Genomic DNA, 19,234 nt, shown 5'->3' with positions numbered 1-19,234 from the left:
AATAATGAATGGATAATATTTTAAAAAAAGTAATTAATGATTGGGATCCCGTTGAGATAATATTTTCTGAGATGAGTGCTGATGAATATTCAGCTGAAATTTCTAACATAAAGCGATATATATTGAATGATTATTATGGAGAAGTAACAACCAAACAATTAGGAGTTATTATATATAAAATTTTTATGTGTTTTTTTAGCAAAGATATTTTTACTAAAGATATTCTTGAATGTGAAGCAATTGCTGAAAAAATATTAGACGAACTATCATTCATAAGTTTAGATAGGTATTTTGAACCTATAAAAAATGAAACACATAGTTATATCTCAACAACATTAGTATGCGAGAAAAGTAAGGTTTCAGAATACGAAATCATATCTACTCAAGAACAATTAATAAATACAATAAATAAAAATGAAAATATAAAGTGGATTTTCGAGAAAGAAGCACTACCCAGTAATAAATATTATGATTTGGAAATATCAGATTTCGATTTTTTCAATATTTTACATGAGATTCAACCAATCTTATTACGAAATAGTAACTATATGGTTGAACTATTAATTAAAATATATCTGAAGAATAACGATTATATTTCAATTAAATATACTGGTTTAGCTGAATGGATAAATACTACAATTGCTCATGTAAAAATAGTACTTGATTTTGAAGAATAAAAGTTTGTATTGATGGTCTGTAACTGGACTAACAGATTGGAAATTGTTAGAAACCAAACGAGTTTATGTAGTGAACCCCTTGGTTAATAGTTTATCTGCGAATCAAATTACCCAGTAATATATAACGCTTGAAATATTTGGTTTTTTTTGATAAACTTGTTTTATATTATTGGTATCAAAGATATTAGTGTTAGAAACCCAGACGAGCATATGCTTGTTTGGGTTTCCTATTTTCCACATAGGAAGCATGCTTTGCATGCTAAACAACTGAGACTTCACCCCAAGAGTACTTCCTCACAGCCGGTTTTAGAGCCGGCTGACGGGGCGGAGACTCAGTTGTCAATTAAATTAACCAAGTGCAGAGATTGAGTGGAGTTCGGATTATTCTGTGAGCATTGAGTAGGAGCGTATCTAAAATACGTGACTGGGAGGCGCGGAGCAGAATCATTCGAAATACGCCAATATATGTGCTTGGAACAAGACCGGGACATTTGGACAGCATAATAGCTATATGGGAGAGCCTGAAACGGCAATCAGTCAAAACAGATATGTATATACATGGAGCAACGCAATAAATAATATTGATCCAGATGGTCATTATCCACGTTCAATTAAACCACCCAAAACTGTATCAACTGATAATTATCGTCCAACTAGTCAGCCACCTGGTGGATACATTCCACCTAAAAAAACAGCAACAAATGTTGGGCTTTCTGGCAACGGACAAGCATTGGAAAATTATTATACAGGCCTTGGCTATATGGTGGGAACGGGAAGCTATGTTTCTGAAAATAATGCTCGAGTAACAGCAGAACGAGAAGCTGGGAATGCATTAGCAGCTGCTAAAAAAACAAAGGATAATTTAGTTGATTATATTGAAGGCACAATTGGAGGAATGATTGACTATGATTACCTCAATTCGATGTCATTACAAGACCAATTAAGATATCTTAATGAATTAAAGAAACTTTGTGATTTATATAATCAAGAAAAATTAAGTGCAGCTCAGGCTTTGATAAAAGCTAAAGGGTTTGTGCCAACTATTACTTATACTAATCAAACTAGATTAGAAATATTAATCAGTCAGTTGAATTCTGGAATAGTGCCTACGTTTAATAGTCTGGATGAGATGCTTGCATTCCAACACTCAACCGCGGCTTTGGCATACTATGCAATGAATTACAATCTTGTAATGAAGGGGCAGTGTGGAAAAAGCGGTTGGGAAATAGATTGGGCAAGTGTGGGAGCACAAGTTAAACAAATTGGTGGTGCCATCTTAGTAGGTGTTATGGTAGGGGCTGGAATATTCTTCTCTCCACAAACTGGTGGTGGAAGCTTAGGGCTTTCATTAGCTGCAGCCTCACTGGTCATTATAGTAACAACACCACCAACCCCAGTATATGCTAGTGATGGAACTATTATGTGTTCTGATACTAATAATTCTTCAAGTAATGGAATGGATTTGAAGAGTCCAGACAGCTTTGAAGGTAAGAGTTTTAATGAAGTAGAGGACTTCTTGGATGAAGAACTTGTTAATAATCAGGGATGGGAAAAAACACCACTTAATGATGGTAATGGAGTTAAGTATCTAAATGGTAAAGGTGGATCATATCAACTGAATTTTGGATATGGTCAAAATACTTGGGGTGATGGAGCTCATGCAGGTCCATATCTAAAAATATCAGGTTACGGGCCTATAGTAAGAATTCAGCTAATACCATAATTGGAGGTGGAAAAATTGAAAAAAACTGATTTTTTATTCTTGTTACAGGAAATTTGGGAGCAAGAAGGTATGCTAAACTATTTGAGAATAAACTTTATTGATGAAAAAAAATGCAGTTTAGAATTACTAGAAAAAATAATTTTATTTGGTTTAGACAAAGGTTATTTTATATTGTTTGATATTAATGAAAGAGTACTGGATAAAAACAAATATTATGAAATTATACTTAATGAAAAAAACTGGTTTGTAGAACATTTTAAATATGAAGTTATTTTTGATAATCTTGCATTTTGGAGAAAGTCTTTATTTGTAGATAAAAAAATCCCAGAAGAATTCAAAGAATTAAATGGTATTTTCTTATAATCGTAGGGTTGGTTTAATTAATATTAGATCTAGAAATCAAACGAACTTATGTAGTGACCCCCCATTATTAGGAGGTAATTAGATGATAGACAATTGTGAAAACTTATTATTATTATCTTTACTTGAAACAATACAAATGAATCAATTATTATTTAAACAAAATGATTGTGAATATACTAGTCAACAAGTCATAAGTTTTTTAACTGATTTAAATCAACAAGGTTATTTAGATATATACATCAATGAGAAAAAAATAACTGATTTATACTTGATACAAAATTATATAAATAATACATCATTATGGGGAACTCAAGAGGTTTCATTAAATGAAGCAGGAAGAGAAAAGTTTAGTGTTAAAATTAATGAAACATTAAAAAAACTAATTTAATAAGAATATAAAAATAAATTTATATATCTCATTTTGTTGATATTTTGACTATTTTCTGATAGACTTATTTTATATTATTAGAATTAGAATATTAGTGTTAGAAACCAAACGAGTTTGTCTTGTTTGGTTTCCTTATTTTTAAGGTTATAAAAATACTATGTCTGGAAAGTAAATAACGTTGCATTATCGAAACTATTTATTGAAGGTGGCAAAGAAATATTATGATTAAGGAGTATACGATTTGTAAATATGATCCACAGTCTAGGAATGAACATGGCACATATATAAAAGATGAGTGGACAAGTGTTAGTGATATCGGCAAACTATTTGATGATGGTATCTGTACCGCTAAAAACTATTTAGATGTTGAAAATAATCTTGTTGCCTTTTGTTTGGGGCTAGTGAAGAAGTATGACGTTCACGCACTATGGAGTTTTGATTTTAAATTCTTTTCATATGCAGACATATCTTTACCTTTTGCTTTTGAAATTAACCAATTAATTAAACATTTTAGTGATGGTGATGAAATAAAGGGTAATAATATTGAATTGATTATAAGGGCAATGTTAAGAAGTAATAGTGGTGGAACATTATTTTCCAGGAATAAACATTTAGTTATTGAAATGGGTTGGGATTACTATATGCACCTAGAATGCTCTGAGTTTGACAGAGTGGATAAAGTGACACTGAAACAACTGAATTTGTTTTGGAAAGAAGAAGGTAGAGATACTAAAGGTGTGTGGAGGTAGAGAGAGTGGTTGATTTGAAACAATATGAAATTTCTAGATTTAATCCAGATGAGTTCAACAATGAGGGGAGATATATTGGTGAGTATAAGATTTTCGATAATATTCAAGAGATTGGTAATATATATAATGGCAAGATTGTTTCCAAAAATGATTTTAAGCTAATAGAAAATAAATTTTTAAAGTGTTTAGAATTAATTATTAACGAACAAGAAGTTAATGAATTCTTCCCACTAAAACTCGATAATTATAAAGATTATCAATTTTTAGCGGGATATTTTTCTGAATGCGATGATTCAATTATCTCAACAATAGAAAATCTATCACTAAATAGTACTTTAAGTAAAAAAGATGTCTTACAAATATGTTGTGGGATATGCCGTCAAGCATTAGAAAGTGGTTTTTATTCAAAAAATAAATACTTTGTATTCAGGGTTTGGGATAATTTCTTTCTTAAACTAAGTTGTGTGGAACTATCAAAAGAGTTGGTAAGTAAAATCAATGAGTTAGGTTTTTATATAAAAGTTTGCTCTCCTCAGGAATGATAATTAATTATATTAATATAAACCCCAGACGGTTTACTGTCCTGGGGTTTTATTTTACTCACAATACATTTGACCATTAACAATTTTGCAGCTGGCGCCGTCCATTTCTTCGATGGTTACTTGTTGGATGGCGGCTTTGATATTTTCGAGTGGTTGGGCGCCACTTATGCGATATTTGCCATTGACGATGAGGGTTGGTACGCTTTGAATCTGGTAGGCAGCTGCCAGCTTGAAGTCTGCTTCTACTGCTGCTAGGGTTTCAGGTTTATCAAGTTGAGTTTGCCATGCTTCAAAATCAATTTTTGTGGTTTTGATAGCGTCAGCAATGACTGTAGGATCTTCAATGTTTTGGTTTTCGACAAAGAGTTTTTGTTGGATGGCGTCGAATGCATCCCAGTAAACTTTATCACCGCCGATGAGGCCGGCTGCTTTGCAAGCAAGCAGGCCGTTCATTGAGGTTGGGAAGGGGAAGTTTGCAGCGCGCATACCTTCGATATTGAAGCGGTGATTGTCGTCGTTATGATTGGCATGATCCCAGTGGTTGAGTATTTCGTTTTTGGCTTGCTCGCGTGAGCCAAACATGGCGATGAGGTCAGCTTCGCTGCGTGCGAGGGCGAAGCTGCGGTGGGTGATGGTGAGATTGGGCATTTGTGCCGCAAGCTCACGCATGCGATAAGACATCGGGAAGCAGAAGCTGCAGATGACGTCATGGAAAAATTCGATGGTAGTGGTGTTATTCATTGGTATCGATCCTTTACATATAATTACATTTAGTATAGCATTTTCGTTGAGGAAGCTAAAGGAATCTGCTTAAGTGACTTTTTTGTTATATAAAAATAGGCATAAACAATAGCTTTTTGATTATAGACTTTGTAGAATAAGAGTTGTGGCAGGAGGCGAAAAAGAATGAAGAAAATTATTATTGCGGTGATTGTCGTTATTTTAGTAGCCGGTGGTGGCTTTTTTGCTTACAACTGGTATACCGTGAGTCAGACTTTGAATGAGCTGGTTTTTGAACAACAGCATATAGCAAGTTATCTTCAGGATAATCAAGCGTATGCGCCACAACCGGCCCCGAACTGGGATAGTTTTAATAATGCGATTAATAGTCGTGACACTGCGAGTGCAGCACAGATTTTACAGGATGCATTTCAGCAGTACGTTGTTCCTACCGATAAAGCAATGTATGATGCGTATACTAAGCTGAATCAGGAGTATCATACGAAAACCGGGAACGATACCGAAGACTTGGTGAGTGTGCCGATTTGCCCGATGCGTTATTCCTATTTTGAAAACACTGATCTGTTGACTGGTTGTTTTCCGATTAATTCAGGTTTGGTGGAACAAGCCCAACAAAGACTTGCCGAGTTGTAGTTGACAGGAGTTATATTAAAGTTTAAAAGCCAAGCAGTTCGACTGCTTGGCTTTTAAAAATTTATGTAGAAAAATACATCGCTTGTTTTATATATTGAGTATTTTCGTGATATGATAAACGTATGATTATGGAGGAGTTGGCGCTATGAAGATTGTTATTGCCCCGGATTCGTTTAAGGAGAGTGCTGAGAGTCATGAGGTGGCGGCTGCGATTGAGCGCGGAATGCGACCGCATTTTGCTGATGCACAGTTTGTGCAGGTGCCGGTTGCTGATGGTGGCGAGGGTACTTTTAAGGTGCTGACAGCGGCGAGCGGTGGTGTTATTCAGCGAATTTCTGTTGTTGGTCCTGCTGGTGAGTTAGTTGAAGCACAGCTTGGTTTTAGTCGCGATGGCATGACTGCTTTTATTGAGATGGCTGAAGCGAGCGGGATTCACTTGGTGCCATCAGAAGCGCGGAATCCAATGCAGGCGACAAGTTTTGGTACCGGACAGTTGATTGCGGCGGCACTTGATGCCGGGGTGCAGCGGATTATTTTAGGTATTGGCGGCAGTGCAACCAATGATGGCGGTATTGGCATGATGCAGGCGCTTGGTGTGCAGTTTTTGGATAGCGATGGTTTGCCGGTTGGTTATGGCGGCGGTGAGTTGGCACGAATTGCTGCAATTGATTTGAGTGCGAAGCACACGGTGCTTGACGCAGTTGAGTTGATTGTTGCTTGTGATGTTAGTAATCCTTTGCTTGGTGAGCAAGGGGCGACATATGTGTATGGCGCGCAGAAGGGTGCTGATAAGGCGATGCAAGCCGCGTTGGAAGCCGGGATGGCGCAGTATGCGGCGGTGGCAACAGCGGCGACCGGCAGAGATGCGGCGAGTGTGGCTGGTAGCGGCGCGGCCGGCGGGCTTGGTGCAGCTTTGTTGTGGTTTACATCGGCAAAGTTATACCCGGGCATTGATATCGTGCTTGAGGAAGTTGGCTTAGCAGCGATTTGCACCGATGCTGATATTGTGATCACCGGTGAAGGTAAGATTGATGGCCAAACGGTATTTGGTAAGGTGCCGGTTGGGGTTGCGAAGGTGGCACCAGAAGATGCATTGGTGATTGCTGTTTGTGGTATTACTGGTGATGGTTTTGAGGTCGTATATGAGCATGGTATTAATGCCGTGTTTTCGGTTATTCATACTGCTCAGCCGCTTGAATGGCAGCTGGCTCATGCACTGGAAAATATTGAAATAACAAGTGATGCGATTGGTCGTTTATTACGGGAGAAATAATAAAAAACTGAACTGTTAGGCAGTTCAGTTTTTATTTTGGTTTAGTTGTACGTAAAAGTTGAAGATGAGATCCAGGATAAACATAATTAATGAGCGGGCAGAGATATCAAAGCCATTGTAGATGTGTTCAGGAATATTGGTGCTGCAGGCAGCGGTAACTAGCTGGTGCAGCGGGGTGTCGATTTTGTTGGTGATTGCCAAAGTTTTGATATGCTTGTAATGAAGCTGAGTAGCTGTAGAAATAATTGTTCCGGTTGAGCCGCTGGCAGATATAAGAATAACCAAATCATCTTTTTGCAATGAGGCCGGCGATGTGTGACTCATAGATATATGAGGATTCTTTGCCGACTTGCATGAGCAGTTTGCTGAAGTATTCGGCGTTTACTTTTGAGAGGCCGACACCGATGACGAAGATACGTTTTGCTGCTTGTATCATTTTTGCCGCTTGATTATATTGGGCAATTGCCGTTTCAGCGGTAAGATAATGGACCGAGTCCAATATACTTTCGGTGATGACTTGCTGATCAGCAGCCGGAGTAATATGGGTGAGGTGAAATTTTAGTTCACTGAATCCGCTCAAGTTGAGTTTTTGGCACATGCGGATGACGGTGGTGGTGCTGACATTGGTTGCCTCGGCAAGCTTTGTCAGCGACAGGCTTTTGTAGCTTTCTGAAGGTAAGTTTTCCAGATAATAAAGCACGTGCTTTTCTGATTCGCTCAGTTGTGGCAGATATTGGATAAATGGTTGAAGAATGTTGCTCATACAGGTTGGCCTCCTTGAATACGGCTTTAATTATACGCATAATTTGCTTTATACGCAATAATAATTAGTCTACTATAAAAAATGAGTGATTGAAAGCGCTTGATACCGAATGGAATTGGAAAAAATTAGGAGGGAGCGTATTTCGGCATACGTGACCGAGTAATTTTTTCCAATTTCAGATGGTTGCGAGCGCTTTTTAAGCTTATTTCTTGTATAATTGTACGGGAGTTGTATACCGACAGTACTTTCTTTCATGGTATAACTGTATTGGAAGCAGTTACAAAAATAGGAGGTTATTTTATGAATGTTCAATCAATTTTAAAAAAGGAGCTTATCATACTCGATGCAGATTATGCAACTAAAGCTGAAGTTATTGATGCTTTATTGGATAAAATGAGCGATTTGGGTGTGTTTAGCGACAAAGCAGCAGTGAAGGCGGCGGTATATGAGCGTGAAGCAGTTTCACCGACCGGGCTTGAGAATGGGCTGGCAATTCCTCATGGGAAGTCTGCGGCAATTAAAGAAGCAGCCGTTGGGGTAGCGCGTTTGAAGCGACCAATTGCTGATTGGGAAAGTATTGATAAAAACAACCAAGTCGACTTGGTATTTTTATTGGCTATTCCAGATCAAGAAGCGGGAAGTACGCATTTACAGCTGTTAGCTGATTTGAGTACTCGTCTGGCAGATAAGTCGGCAGCTGATCAATTAAAGGCAGCAAAAACCAAAGAAGAGTTTATTGCATTTTTTGGTCAGGATGTAAAAAAAGCTACTGTAAGCAGTGGCAGCGATAAATTTATCTTGGGTGTTACCGCTTGTTCAACCGGTATTGCACATACGTATATGGCAGCAAGCAGCTTAGAAGCTGCGGCCGCTGAGTTAGGGTATGCAATCAAAGTTGAAAAGCAAGGAGCAAATGGGCTTGAAGATAAGATTACCGCCGAAGACGTGAAACGTGCAGAGGCAGTTATCTTTGCAGTTGATGTTGCTGTTAAAGAAAAAGCGCGCTTTGCCGGGTTGCCATATGTAGAAACTCGTGTTGCTGAGCCATTACATGATGCTAAAGCAATTGTTGAACGGGTACTCAACAATCCCGATGGTGTTGTTGAAGGTGATACTTTAGCCGGTGATATTGAAGCCGATATGCAAAAACGCGGTAAGTTCTTCGGACGGGCATATCAAGGGATTTTAACTGGGATTTCATATATGATTCCGGTACTTGTCGGCGCTGGGTTGATGACCGGAATTGCTAAATTATTAGCTATGGCGTTTGGGGTTACTGATATTATTACTACCGGAGCTATTTGGAACGAACCAAATCAATTAATTATTTGTTTGTTTTATTTAGATAAGTTTGGTTCATTATTGCTTGGATTTATTTATCCAATCTTTGCGATGTTTGCCGCTTATTCAATTGCTGACCGGCCAGGTCTTATCCCGGGGTTTGCCGGCGGGGTATTGGCAGCCGGAATCAATTATACCATTTGGGGTATTGGCGGGCATGTTCCATCAGGTTTCATTGGTGCATTGATTCTTGGGTTAGCAGCCGGGTTTATTGCTGATTTCTTTAATCGTAAAATTAAGGTTTCTAAAAACTTAAATGCAATTAAACCAATGTTGATTATTCCTGGATTAACTTTACTCTTAGTATTCTTATTAAATTATACCGTTGTTGAACCAGTATTTGGTTTTGTGAATCAATGGTTACAAGATGCGATTCGCAGTGCTTCAGACTTAGGTCAATATACAATGTCAGCAATTATTGCCGGTTTAACTGCCTTTGATTTAGGTGGTCCAGTTAATAAAGCTGCAGGCGCGGTAGCGATTCCGTTAGCTACTGAGGGTGTATTCCCATTAACAGCACGGGTATTATCAATTGTCATCCCGCCGATTGGATTAGGTTTGGCAACAGTATTAGATCGCTTTGTTGTTGGTCGTCGCGTGTTTGAAGATGACTTGCGAATTACCGGAAACACTTCATTATTATTAGGATTCATTGCTGTTAGTGAGGGCGCAATTCCGTTTATGCTGAAAAACCCGCTTATCACGATTCCAATCAATATTATTGGCGCAATTCTTGGTTCATGGGTGGCAATCTTCTTTGGTGCTGAGCAATGGTTACCATTACCTGCAATTTGGGGTTGGCCATTAGTAACGAATTTGCCTGCATATTTATTAGGATTAGCTGTAGGTGTGTTATTTATTGCGTTTGCTAATATCTTTGTTCGTTTCTATATTATTAAACGACATGAGCGCAAGCAGCAAGCTTAAGCGAAAGTTGGGTAAAGAGCTAAGCCCGAGGCTTAGTTCTTTACCATAAGCAGGGCGAAGCCCTGCTTTTTCTCCAGAGAAAGGGTTTTACAGATGAAGAAAAAAATTGTTCACGTCGTACCGCATTCGCATTGGGATCGGGAGTGGTATTTTACTATTGAAGATTCAAATGTGTTGTTGGCTGAGAATATGTATGCTTTGTTGCGCTTTTTGCGTGACCATCCGGAATTTCCGGCATATGTTTTTGATGGGCAGTATTCGGTTATTGATGAATATCTACAATGGCATCCTGAAGATCGTGAGTTAATCAGCGATTTGGTTACAGCAAGACGTTTGTATATTGGACCGTGGTATACGCAGGCGGATACCAGACTGGTGCATATTGAATCCTTAATTCGTAATTTGCTGTATGGTATTCAGTTGAGTTCAGCAATGGGACATTCGATGGATATTGGGTATTTACCGGATGTTTTTGGTCAGAATGCTTATTTGCCATCAATTTTTAAAGATTTTGGTATTGCTAAATCAATTGTACAACGGGGTATTTACAACGACCAGCTAAGCAGTGGTGATGTAAATATGCTTTGGACTTCACCGGATAATGTTCAGGTACCAATGAATTATATATATTTTGGCTATGGGCCTGGGAAGTTTTTGCAAGCAGATGAAGCATATTTGAATGAACATTTGTTACCGATTTTGTCGGTGTTAAGCGATTTGAATACAAATACTGATGTATTGTTGTTGCCGGCGGGCGGAGATCAGGTTTTTGTAAGAGAACAATTTCCAGATGTTGTTGCTCGTTTAAATGCGATGCAGGAACAATATCATTTTGTGCTGTCTGATTATGAACACTTTATGGAAGAAGCTTGGCAACAACCGGAAAAGTTTACTACTGAGTTGAAAAATGAACTGGTTGCTTCGCAAAAGTCACGCATTCATACTACTATTGCTTCACAGCGTTATGATATTAAAGAAGCAAACAGTCGAATTGAACACAAAATTTTGAATATACTTGAGCCGATGCTGACTTTTGCCAAAGTGCAGGGTATTAGTGATTATCCGCAAAAACAATTGGATACAGTCTGGAAACAATTATTTGATGTGCACGCTCATGATAGTATTGGCGGTTGTAATTCAGATACCACCAATGCCGCAATTATGGCGCGGCTTGCATCGTGCGAGCGCATTGTCAATGATTTATTGAATATTGTTCAGAAGCGAATTGCACATGCAGCAATTACTGATGACTGCGAGAACAAGTTTATTGTCTTCAACAGTGATATTCATGATATGGCGACACCTGTTCGCACCACTGTTTTTAGTCGTGCTGAGTCGATAAAAATATTGAATAAGAATAATCAAGAAGTGCCATTCAGTTGTTTTGATAAGAAATATATAAGTGGCGGAAGTATTGTTGTTGCAACTGCAAACGGTGAGCAACAAATTGAACAACCGGGTTATTACCAATTCGATGTTCAGCTCTATAATCAAACCCTTCCGGCGTGGCAGTTAGCGATTTTTACCATTGAAGAAAACCCTGAAATGCCATTACTAATTGAAGATAAGTCAGCTACTATTCAAAATAGCTTCTACACCATAGGGGTAGAAGCCGGTGAGCTTTATCTTGAGAATAAACATGGTCGCATCAATAATTTCATTCGTTTTGAAGATGTTGCTGATGCCGGTGATTCTTATGACTTTTCGCCATTAATTGGTGATGTATCGGTGTTTGGCAGTATTGCAGGCGATTCAGTGCAGGTTAGACGCGATGCGTTTATGCAGCAACTACTTGTTGAGACTGAATTGAAGATTGCTGCTAATCTGGTTGACCGGCAAGCTGGTGTTTTTGAGCAACGCTTAACTATTGCTACAATAATTACTTTGCAGAATGATGCCGAATTAATTCAAGTTCAGCATGAAATTGTTAATGGTTGCAAAGATCATCGTATACGTGCGGTTATTACTACCGGATTTGATATTAAGCAGAATTTGGCTAAACAAGGGTTCGGCATGTTGCAACGTGAGTTGGAAAATCCGCGTGCGGCAAACTGGCGCGAAATGAAGTTTGCCGAGAAACCGCAAGCGATTCATGCGCTTGATCAGCTGGTACAGCTTCAAGGCGGAACCGGGCAACAATTGTTGCTGGTTAGTCAGGCGCTGAAAGAATACGAGGTTGTCAGCAATCGTGAACTTGCAGTGACGTTGTTCCGCAGTGTTGGCTTGCTGGGGCGGGACGATTTAGTCAATCGTCCCGGGCGTGCATCTGGGATCAACAACATTGTTGTCCCGACACCAGATGCACAAATGCAGCAGACAATGAGTTTCAGCTATGGTGTTGTTGCCGTGACACCGCAACAACCACTATATAATTATTACGAACAATTGTATCCGCGCTATACGGTTTATCAAAAGCAAAAAATGAATACTTTTCATTCAAGACTGGAACGTTTTGAATTGCCAATGAATATGGTGCAATGGCAAGATGAATCAATGATTCAGTTGGATAACCCGGCATTATCACTGAGTGTGTTAAAACAAGCAAGTCATGCTGATGAAATAATTGTTCGATGCTTCAATCTTTCTGAAACTGTTCAGCAGGGCACCTTTGCTTTATCAGCGGGATGGCAGATTTGTCAATCAAGATTACTTGAAGATAAGTGCAGTTCATTAGCTGATAATAAGATTGAATTGGCACCAAATAATTACATTACTATAAAAACAAAGCGAGGTTAAAATGATGCTGAAAACCCAAATCGAGCAAAAACTTAAACAAATATATCAAGATGAGTATCAAGCGGAATATCTTGTGCTTTTCGAACAAATAATTGCTAAGTGGCAGCACCAATTGCCCCGAGCAGGACAACAATTAACAGAACAGAATACCTACTTGATTACATATGGTGACAGTATCTATGATAAAAGTCTGACAACATTTCCGGTTTTGCATCGTTTTCTCAAGCAACATGTCGGTAAAGCAATTACTGATGTACATATTTTACCAATGTTTCCGTACACCTCAGATGATGGCTTTTCAGTAGTTGACTATCGCAAAATTGATCCCCAGCTTGGTAATTGGCAGGATTTGCAAGAAATGGCTCATGATTATCGCTTGATGTATGACTTTGTTGCTAATCATATTTCAAAATCGAGTGATTGGTTTCAGGGCTTTTTAAATCAGCAACCGCAATATGCCGACTATTTCATTGAATATGATGCTGATTTCGATGCCAGCGGCGTGACCCGGCCGCGGGTCACACCGCTGTTCCATACATATGGGCAGCATGAAAAGCAGAAAACAGTTTGGACAACTTTCAGCGAAGATCAGATAGATGTTAATGTGAAAAATATTCATGTTTTAGTTGAATTAACCGACATATTTTTAGAGTATATAAGTCATGGTGCTCGCAGTATCAGACTGGATGCGATTGGGTTTTTGTGGAAAGAATCAGGAACAACTTGTATTCATTTACCGCAAACTCATGCAATTATTCAGTTATGGCGCGAGTTAGTTGATGGCTTGCAACTGGATGTGCAGATTATTACGGAAACAAATGTACCTCATGTTGAGAATGTAAGTTATTTTGGCAATGGCACGAATGAAGCACATATGGTATATCAATTTACTTTGCCGCCGTTAATGTTGCATACGATACAAAGTGGGGATGCAAAGAAGTTGAGCGAATGGGCTTCGCAGATTACTAATCCTAGTGCTTCAGCGACTTATTTTAATTTTCTTTCCAGTCATGATGGTATTGGTGTCCGCCCGGTTGAGGGTATTTTGGATAAAGAACAGATTGATGCTTTGATTACTTCAGTAGAAAGTAATGGTGGTCGGGTCTCATATAAAAACAATCCTGACGGTACCAAATCTCCATACGAACTAAACATCAATTATATTGATGCTTTGCGTCATGCTACAGATATTGATGAAACAATTTCATGGAAAAAATCAATTTTGGCGCATGCGTTCTTAATGAGTTTTATCGGCGTTCCGGCAATTTATTACCATACATTATTCGGTTCCGACAATGATATTGCCGGCATGGAATCAAGTGGTATTAATCGTCGCATCAATCGTGAAAAGCTTGATGCTGATAAATTGGCGGCGGAACTTGAAAATGATCCGCGCCGCAACTATATTTTTAGTAATATGAAACAATTGCTTGAAGTTCGTCAGGCAACATCAGCATTTCATCCATTTGCAGAGCAACGAGTTCTGACGAGTGATGATGATGCAATCATTATTATAGAACGTGGAATAGGAGATGAAATGGTACGAGCATTGTATAATTTCTCGGCAAAACCAAAAATAGTGCCACTTCAGACAATGTCTAAAAATATTTTTAATGATGAACTCTATGAGACTGAAGTCCAGCTAAATGGCTATAGTTTTGTTTGGTTACAAGAACAGTAGAATAAACCCCCGCATCACTTGATGATGCGGGGGTTTTACAATTATGTTAGCAATTATTTATTTTCTGGGAAACCATTTGTTATCAAATTCTTCCCAGCTTTTGGAAAATTCTTGGTCTTTAAAAGCTGCTTTGAGACCGGATACTTGTTTTAGCCGTAAAACTTCATCCTTGTCCATGCCAAGCTCTTGAGCAATTTCGTCATCATTTTTACCATTTTGAATCAGCTGCACAACTAATTTAGACATCGATAAACTTTGATGAGTACCACGAGCGCGATTGAATTGAACCGTAGCACTGATCCGTTTAGAAATGTCATGGTCAAGAATGACAACCGGTATTTGTGGCATTTTTAGTTCCTTGGCAATAAGAAAACGATGGAAGCCATCAATCAGACAATACTTATTATCTTCGTCTTGGATGACCACAATCGGGAAACAAAAACCGTTATTGAGGATTGAAGTTTTTAGCAGTTCTTTCTCAGGTTTAGCCATAATATTTGGATTATAATCATTGGCATATACATCGTTGATATCAGCAAGGACGACATCCATTGCTTTTAATTTAATATTGGCCATAGTAATTCCTCCAGTTTTCTAAAATAACTTCCAGTTTTTCATCATCTTTTTTGGTTTGATTAAACGATAGCGTCTTACCATAATAATCATTTTTGAGAATCATTTTAGCAATCCTTCGCCATGAAGGAACCATTCGTTTAGTTTCCAGCTTTGAATCACAAACATCTTTAATCTCGAAGACACCTTTTCGTTCATACCAATTAATAAACTTTCTGATTTTTTCGGCATAATGTTCCATCAAATCAAAATTAACTGTGCCGATAGTTTCCAAAAGAAAAACCGTGTATTCCTGCCAACTCATATGAGCCGGCTTATTGAGCGTTCGAAACGAGAGCATCTCGCCACGCGAGTAGAGACTACCGAAGTTTGCACCTTGAACCCGCATCAGCACTTTACCCCAAGTTTCCGCTTCAATAGATTTAAACTGTTCTAAACCTTTGCGCTGGTCATCGCCATAGGGCTGACAGAGACGCGATTCATGAATCGAAAGTCCATTTTTGTACATCAGTTCATAAACATAGTTGTACATAAAATCATATCTGGCAACAACTGTCCAAATATCGCTGGTTTCCCAATCATAAATCGGGTAGAAGTTATAAATCGGCAGTTCCTCAGGAACCTTCACTAAAGTAGTCCAAACCCGATCTTGATATTTTCCTTTTGAATCAGAAACAATCGTTAGAAAGCGATTCAAGCTTTCATTGGCGCGAATCCCGACACCGCAGGCAACTTGTCCTTGTTTTTCTTGCTGGTACCACTTGGCAAATTCAATAACAAAATCTTCAAATTGCATTTGTGGCACAAACCAGTCCCAATTATATTTTTTTAGATAATTTTCTTCATTTATGGAGTCCGCTGGCCGGGGGCGGATCCATAAATGCTTAAGCATTTTATCCCAACATACCCAGTGCGTTTGAAACTGGCTGATAGAATTGCGGAGTTTTATTGGCAAACAGACCCAGTAAAAATCCCGTATCTGGCTCAATTGCTTTATTTCCTGAATATGCTTGCGCGTAGCTTTATAATTACCTTCCAAATCAATATAGAGCACATCAAAAGTTCTGCCCATTTGTTTGGCAACCCGATTCGCCAGCTGAACCATCACCGAACTGTCTTTGCCACCGGAAAATGAAAAATAGACGTTTTCAAAGTGCGTGAATATATAAGTCAGGCGTTCGTTGGCAGCATCAAAAACATTTTTATCTAAATATATCTTTCCCATAGTAAATCTCCCCCGATTTCCATTGGTATTTACTTGTGTTACAAGCTTCACTAGATAATTATACTAAATCTTGACGATTTAGTGAAATAATCCTAATATATTTTGTGAATACTTGTTTATACTGCCGCGTCCTTTTGACATAACATCCATATAATGTTATAATACCAATACTTAATAAGATTGGCGTTGCCCCGAAGAATGGAGCAACGCCGTCTTTTTGTAATTTTCATTGACAAGGAGGAAAGTCATATGTTGAAAAAGTTTTTATCGTATTATCGACCGCATTTTCGGATTGTTGCTTTTGTATTGGCGGCTGTTGTCGTCTACACCGGAATTGAGCTGGCGATACCTGTATTTACGCGAACGATTTTAAATGTATATATTCCTGATGGCGATTTGCAAAGTGTGTTAGTTGTTGCCGGGGTATTACTCGTTTTATTGATTGTTTATATGATTATGCAGTATTTGGTTGCATTTTATGGCCATGTGTTTGGGATTCGCATGGAAAATGATATGCGTAGCCGGGCATTCAATAAGTTGCAAACATTATCATTCGGTTACTATGATCGCAATAAAACCGGACAAATCATGAGTCGTTTGACAACGGATTTACGTGAGGTTAGTGAGCTTGCTCACCATGGTATTGAAGATTTGCTGATGATTTCAATTATGTTGATATTTGGGTATATCTATTTAATTCAAATCAATTTTTGGGCAACTACCGGATTGTTCATTTTAACTTTCATACAGTTATTCTTAATGCTGTTTGCCCGTAAAAACATGATTGTTGCCTTTAGAAAATTACGCAGTAAGCTGGCACAAATCAACAGCCGGGTTGAAGGAGTTATCAGCGGCGTCAGATTAACTCGTGCCTTCGCAAATGAAGAATTTGAAGAAGTGAAGTTTCAGGCAGACAATGCCGAGTATATGGAAGCATATCGCGGCGCTTTTAGCCCGCTGGCAAGCACAACCGCAGTAAATAACTTCTTTGTACAGTTATTGAGTGTTGCAGTTTTAGTAGTAGGTGCGTTCTTAGTCGCTTATAATCAGATTCAGTTTGGGGATTTAGTTGCCTATATTATGTATTTTGCATTATTAACAACACCGATTCGCCGAATCATGAATATGATGGAGTTATTCCAGCAAGGATGGGCTGGTTTTGAACGCTTTCAGGAATTAATGGATGAACCGGTTGAAATTGAAGACCGTCCGAATGCAATTGCCATGACCGGTGATGTACAAGGTGAGATAGTATTTGATCACGCCCAGTTCACTTATAATACTGAAGAAGCAGATATCTTAAAAGATTTCTCGCTTGATATTAAAAAAGGGACAATGGTTGCTTTAGTTGGGCCAAGCGGGGTCGGTAAAACTACAATTGCGCAGCTGATTCCGCGTTTTTATGAATTGTCAGGCGGAAGCATTACTATTGATGGCACCGATATTCGTGACTATCAAATGCGTTCATTACGCCGTCATATTGGCTATGTACAACAGGATGTTATCATTTTCTGGGGAACGATTCGTGATAATATTGCTTATGGTAATCCGGAAGCGGATGATGCTGCCGTGATTGAGGCAGCGAAGGCTGCCGGCATTCATGACTTCATTGAGACCCTCGAAGATGGCTATAATACTATGGTTGGTGAACGCGGCGTGCGTTTATCAGGCGGGCAGAAACAACGTTTGAGTTTGGCACGGATTTTCTTGAAAAATCCGCAGATTCTGATTTTGGATGAAGCGACTAGTGCCTTGGATAACATTACCGAAGCATATATTCAGCAAAGTATTGAAACTTTGATTAAGGGACGTACTGTGTTAGTGGTTGCTCACCGCTTGACGACGGTGCAGAGCGCTGATGAAATTATTGTTTTGGATGCTGAAGGAATTGTGCAGCGAGGAACTCACCAGGAGTTACTCGCTGCCGAGGGGCATTATAAAAACCTCTATGAAGCAAGCCAGAACGGAATTATCGGCGGCTAATCACAATATTGATTTTTGTTATTTAAAAGAGTATAATATAGTAGAAAAATTTAAGGAGGGATACTTGTGGATTATCAAGCAAATCAATATACTTTCAATCCGGAAGAGACTACACAAGTAAATACCGATGCTAAAGTTGCTACGTTTATGCGTAATGTATACGTATGGATGGGTATCGGATTATTATTAACATCTGCAGTGGCATTTTTTGCCGGAACATCAAAAGGATTCTGGACTTTAATGTTGAGAACTGACTTTATGGCTTACTATGGTATTTTCATTGTTTGGGCTATCATGGGGTTTGTGATGAGTTTCTTCATCGGAAAAATGAGTAAGGTTGTTTCAGGGATTATGTTCCTTATCTATTCGGTATTAACTGGATTAGCATTGGCAGATATTTTCTTGATTTACAGCTCGGTATCAATTTTAACCACTTTCGGTATTGCCGGCGGGATGTTCTTGGGAATGTCACTGTATGGGACAATTACTAAACGAGACTTAACCAAAGTTGGTCAGTTAGCAGTTGCCGGATTAATGGGTATTTTAATTGCTATGTTAGTGAACTTTATTGTTGGACCATTATTATGGAGAACATCAATTAATATTATCGATATTGTTATTAGCTTTATCGGAGTAATTGTATTCTTGGGTCTGATTGCTTATCGTACTCAGCAATTGCGTGAAATCGCAATTCACGGTATTGAAGGGCAAGAAGGAAACTTAGCTATTTATGGCGCTTACACTTTGTATGTAAGTTTCATCAACTTATTCTTGTTCTTGTTGCGTATTTTAGGACGCAGACGATAAGTTTTAGGGAAAAAGCAGAAAAAGAGCAGCGCTTGCGCTGCTCTTTTTTTAATTTCCTCAATTGACACATAACTGCTAATTCTGTATTATTATAGTGATACAGATGAAA

At 38.6% G+C, this 19,234-nt stretch carries 18 protein-coding genes; 13 read left to right on the top strand and 5 right to left on the bottom strand.

Annotated features, from left to right (window positions below; all coding sequences use genetic code 11):
* Positions 1–8: 8 nt before the first annotated feature.
* The 6 genes from FEZ08_RS03525 to FEZ08_RS03500 all read left to right on the top strand — a co-directional run bounded on the left by FEZ08_RS03525 (position 9) and on the right by FEZ08_RS03500 (position 4,442).
* Positions 9–677 carry a hypothetical protein gene (locus FEZ08_RS03525; RefSeq protein ID WP_138190333.1) on the top strand — a complete coding sequence of 223 codons (669 nt, stop codon included), beginning with the start codon at positions 9–11 and terminating at the stop codon, positions 675–677.
* Between the two features lie 511 nt (positions 678–1,188).
* Positions 1,189–2,400: a hypothetical protein gene (locus FEZ08_RS03520; RefSeq protein ID WP_138190332.1), complete on the top strand. Its 1,212-nt coding sequence runs from the start codon at positions 1,189–1,191 to the stop codon at positions 2,398–2,400.
* Positions 2,401–2,415: 15 nt separating this feature from the next.
* Positions 2,416–2,763, top strand: coding sequence for a hypothetical protein (locus tag FEZ08_RS03515; protein ID WP_138190331.1), 348 nt, complete (start codon positions 2,416–2,418; stop codon positions 2,761–2,763).
* Positions 2,764–2,845: 82 nt separating this feature from the next.
* Positions 2,846–3,151: a hypothetical protein gene (locus tag FEZ08_RS03510; RefSeq protein ID WP_138190330.1), complete on the top strand. Its 306-nt coding sequence runs from the start codon at positions 2,846–2,848 to the stop codon at positions 3,149–3,151.
* 221 nt (positions 3,152–3,372) lie between these two features.
* Positions 3,373–3,900, top strand: coding sequence for a hypothetical protein (locus FEZ08_RS03505; protein WP_138190329.1), 528 nt, complete (start codon positions 3,373–3,375; stop codon positions 3,898–3,900).
* A gap of 5 nt (positions 3,901–3,905) precedes the next feature.
* Positions 3,906–4,442, top strand: a complete 537-nt coding sequence (locus tag FEZ08_RS03500) for a hypothetical protein (RefSeq protein WP_138190328.1) — start codon at positions 3,906–3,908, stop codon at positions 4,440–4,442.
* Positions 4,443–4,496: 54 nt separating this feature from the next.
* On the opposite strand, the gene FEZ08_RS03495 is transcribed toward FEZ08_RS03500, so the two are convergent.
* A complete protein-coding gene (locus FEZ08_RS03495) occupies positions 4,497–5,183 on the bottom strand; it encodes a DsbA family oxidoreductase (protein WP_138190327.1) in 687 nt (228 codons plus the stop codon).
* Between the two features lie 165 nt (positions 5,184–5,348).
* Between FEZ08_RS03495 and FEZ08_RS03490 the strand changes: the two genes are divergently transcribed.
* Positions 5,349–5,816 carry a hypothetical protein gene (locus FEZ08_RS03490; RefSeq protein ID WP_138190326.1) on the top strand — a complete coding sequence of 156 codons (468 nt, stop codon included), beginning with the start codon at positions 5,349–5,351 and terminating at the stop codon, positions 5,814–5,816.
* A gap of 145 nt (positions 5,817–5,961) precedes the next feature.
* Positions 5,962–7,089: a glycerate kinase gene (locus FEZ08_RS03485; protein WP_138190325.1), complete on the top strand. Its 1,128-nt coding sequence runs from the start codon at positions 5,962–5,964 to the stop codon at positions 7,087–7,089.
* Positions 7,090–7,113: 24 nt separating this feature from the next.
* On the opposite strand, the gene FEZ08_RS03480 is transcribed toward FEZ08_RS03485, so the two are convergent.
* Positions 7,114–7,413: an SIS domain-containing protein gene (locus FEZ08_RS03480; RefSeq protein WP_138190324.1), complete on the bottom strand. Its 300-nt coding sequence runs from the start codon at positions 7,411–7,413 to the stop codon at positions 7,114–7,116.
* Positions 7,376–7,852 (bottom strand): MurR/RpiR family transcriptional regulator, encoded by a 477-nt coding sequence (locus FEZ08_RS03475; protein WP_138190323.1) that lies wholly within the window; start codon positions 7,850–7,852, stop codon positions 7,376–7,378. Before FEZ08_RS03475 ends, FEZ08_RS03480 begins: the two co-directional genes overlap by 38 nt.
* 300 nt (positions 7,853–8,152) lie before the next feature.
* On the opposite strand from FEZ08_RS03475, the gene FEZ08_RS03470 reads away from it, so the two are divergent.
* The 3 genes from FEZ08_RS03470 to FEZ08_RS03460 all read left to right on the top strand — a co-directional run bounded on the left by FEZ08_RS03470 (position 8,153) and on the right by FEZ08_RS03460 (position 14,537).
* Positions 8,153–10,120: a fructose-specific PTS transporter subunit EIIC gene (locus tag FEZ08_RS03470; RefSeq protein WP_138190322.1), complete on the top strand. Its 1,968-nt coding sequence runs from the start codon at positions 8,153–8,155 to the stop codon at positions 10,118–10,120.
* 93 nt (positions 10,121–10,213) lie between these two features.
* A complete protein-coding gene (locus FEZ08_RS03465; protein ID WP_138190321.1) occupies positions 10,214–12,856 on the top strand; it encodes a glycoside hydrolase family 38 N-terminal domain-containing protein in 2,643 nt (880 codons plus the stop codon).
* 4 nt (positions 12,857–12,860) lie between these two features.
* Entirely contained in the window at positions 12,861–14,537 is a 1,677-nt protein-coding gene (locus tag FEZ08_RS03460) for a sugar phosphorylase (RefSeq protein ID WP_422386943.1), read from the top strand.
* Positions 14,538–14,594: 57 nt separating this feature from the next.
* On the opposite strand, the gene FEZ08_RS03455 is transcribed toward FEZ08_RS03460, so the two are convergent.
* Positions 14,595–15,113, bottom strand: coding sequence for a ParB N-terminal domain-containing protein (locus FEZ08_RS03455; RefSeq protein ID WP_138190319.1), 519 nt, complete (start codon positions 15,111–15,113; stop codon positions 14,595–14,597).
* A complete protein-coding gene (locus FEZ08_RS03450; RefSeq protein WP_138190318.1) occupies positions 15,100–16,335 on the bottom strand; it encodes a DUF3440 domain-containing protein in 1,236 nt (411 codons plus the stop codon). Before FEZ08_RS03450 ends, FEZ08_RS03455 begins: the two co-directional genes overlap by 14 nt.
* A gap of 249 nt (positions 16,336–16,584) precedes the next feature.
* Here FEZ08_RS03450 and FEZ08_RS03445 point away from each other — a divergent pair, with 249 nt between their 5' ends.
* Both FEZ08_RS03445 and FEZ08_RS03440 read left to right on the top strand, forming a co-directional pair.
* Positions 16,585–18,318, top strand: a complete 1,734-nt coding sequence (locus tag FEZ08_RS03445) for an ABC transporter ATP-binding protein (protein WP_171014918.1) — start codon at positions 16,585–16,587, stop codon at positions 18,316–18,318.
* A gap of 66 nt (positions 18,319–18,384) precedes the next feature.
* Positions 18,385–19,125, top strand: coding sequence for a Bax inhibitor-1/YccA family protein (locus tag FEZ08_RS03440; RefSeq protein WP_138190316.1), 741 nt, complete (start codon positions 18,385–18,387; stop codon positions 19,123–19,125).
* Positions 19,126–19,234 lie beyond the last annotated feature (109 nt).

Origin of the sequence: Culicoidibacter larvae (assembly GCF_005771635.1) — a bacterium.
In the GTDB taxonomy this organism is placed as follows: domain Bacteria; phylum Bacillota_I; class Bacilli_A; order Culicoidibacterales; family Culicoidibacteraceae; genus Culicoidibacter; species Culicoidibacter larvae.
Note: the sequence above shows the minus strand (reverse complement) of the source record. Positions and strands in the feature narration are given on the sequence as shown.

Bases quoted from the DNA above. Each gene is read 5' to 3' on its own strand.
- FEZ08_RS03495 (WP_138190327.1), bottom strand. From the start codon at position 5,183: ATGAATAACACCACTACCATCGAATTTTTCCATGACGTCATCTGCAGC.
- FEZ08_RS03475 (WP_138190323.1), bottom strand. From the start codon at position 7,852: ATGAGCAACATTCTTCAACCATTTATCCAATATCTGCCACAACTGAGC.
- FEZ08_RS03470 (WP_138190322.1), top strand. From the start codon at position 8,153: ATGAATGTTCAATCAATTTTAAAAAAGGAGCTTATCATACTCGATGCA.
- FEZ08_RS03460 (WP_422386943.1), top strand. From the start codon at position 12,861: ATGCTGAAAACCCAAATCGAGCAAAAACTTAAACAAATATATCAAGAT.
- FEZ08_RS03525 (WP_138190333.1), top strand. From the start codon at position 9: ATGGATAATATTTTAAAAAAAGTAATTAATGATTGGGATCCCGTTGAG.
- FEZ08_RS03505 (WP_138190329.1), top strand. From the start codon at position 3,373: ATGATTAAGGAGTATACGATTTGTAAATATGATCCACAGTCTAGGAAT.
- FEZ08_RS03520 (WP_138190332.1), top strand. From the start codon at position 1,189: ATGGGAGAGCCTGAAACGGCAATCAGTCAAAACAGATATGTATATACA.
- FEZ08_RS03455 (WP_138190319.1), bottom strand. From the start codon at position 15,113: ATGGCCAATATTAAATTAAAAGCAATGGATGTCGTCCTTGCTGATATC.
- FEZ08_RS03445 (WP_171014918.1), top strand. From the start codon at position 16,585: ATGTTGAAAAAGTTTTTATCGTATTATCGACCGCATTTTCGGATTGTT.
- FEZ08_RS03480 (WP_138190324.1), bottom strand. From the start codon at position 7,413: ATGAGTCACACATCGCCGGCCTCATTGCAAAAAGATGATTTGGTTATT.
- FEZ08_RS03450 (WP_138190318.1), bottom strand. From the start codon at position 16,335: ATGGGAAAGATATATTTAGATAAAAATGTTTTTGATGCTGCCAACGAA.
- FEZ08_RS03490 (WP_138190326.1), top strand. From the start codon at position 5,349: ATGAAGAAAATTATTATTGCGGTGATTGTCGTTATTTTAGTAGCCGGT.
- FEZ08_RS03465 (WP_138190321.1), top strand. From the start codon at position 10,214: ATGAAGAAAAAAATTGTTCACGTCGTACCGCATTCGCATTGGGATCGG.
- FEZ08_RS03510 (WP_138190330.1), top strand. From the start codon at position 2,846: ATGATAGACAATTGTGAAAACTTATTATTATTATCTTTACTTGAAACA.
- FEZ08_RS03485 (WP_138190325.1), top strand. From the start codon at position 5,962: ATGAAGATTGTTATTGCCCCGGATTCGTTTAAGGAGAGTGCTGAGAGT.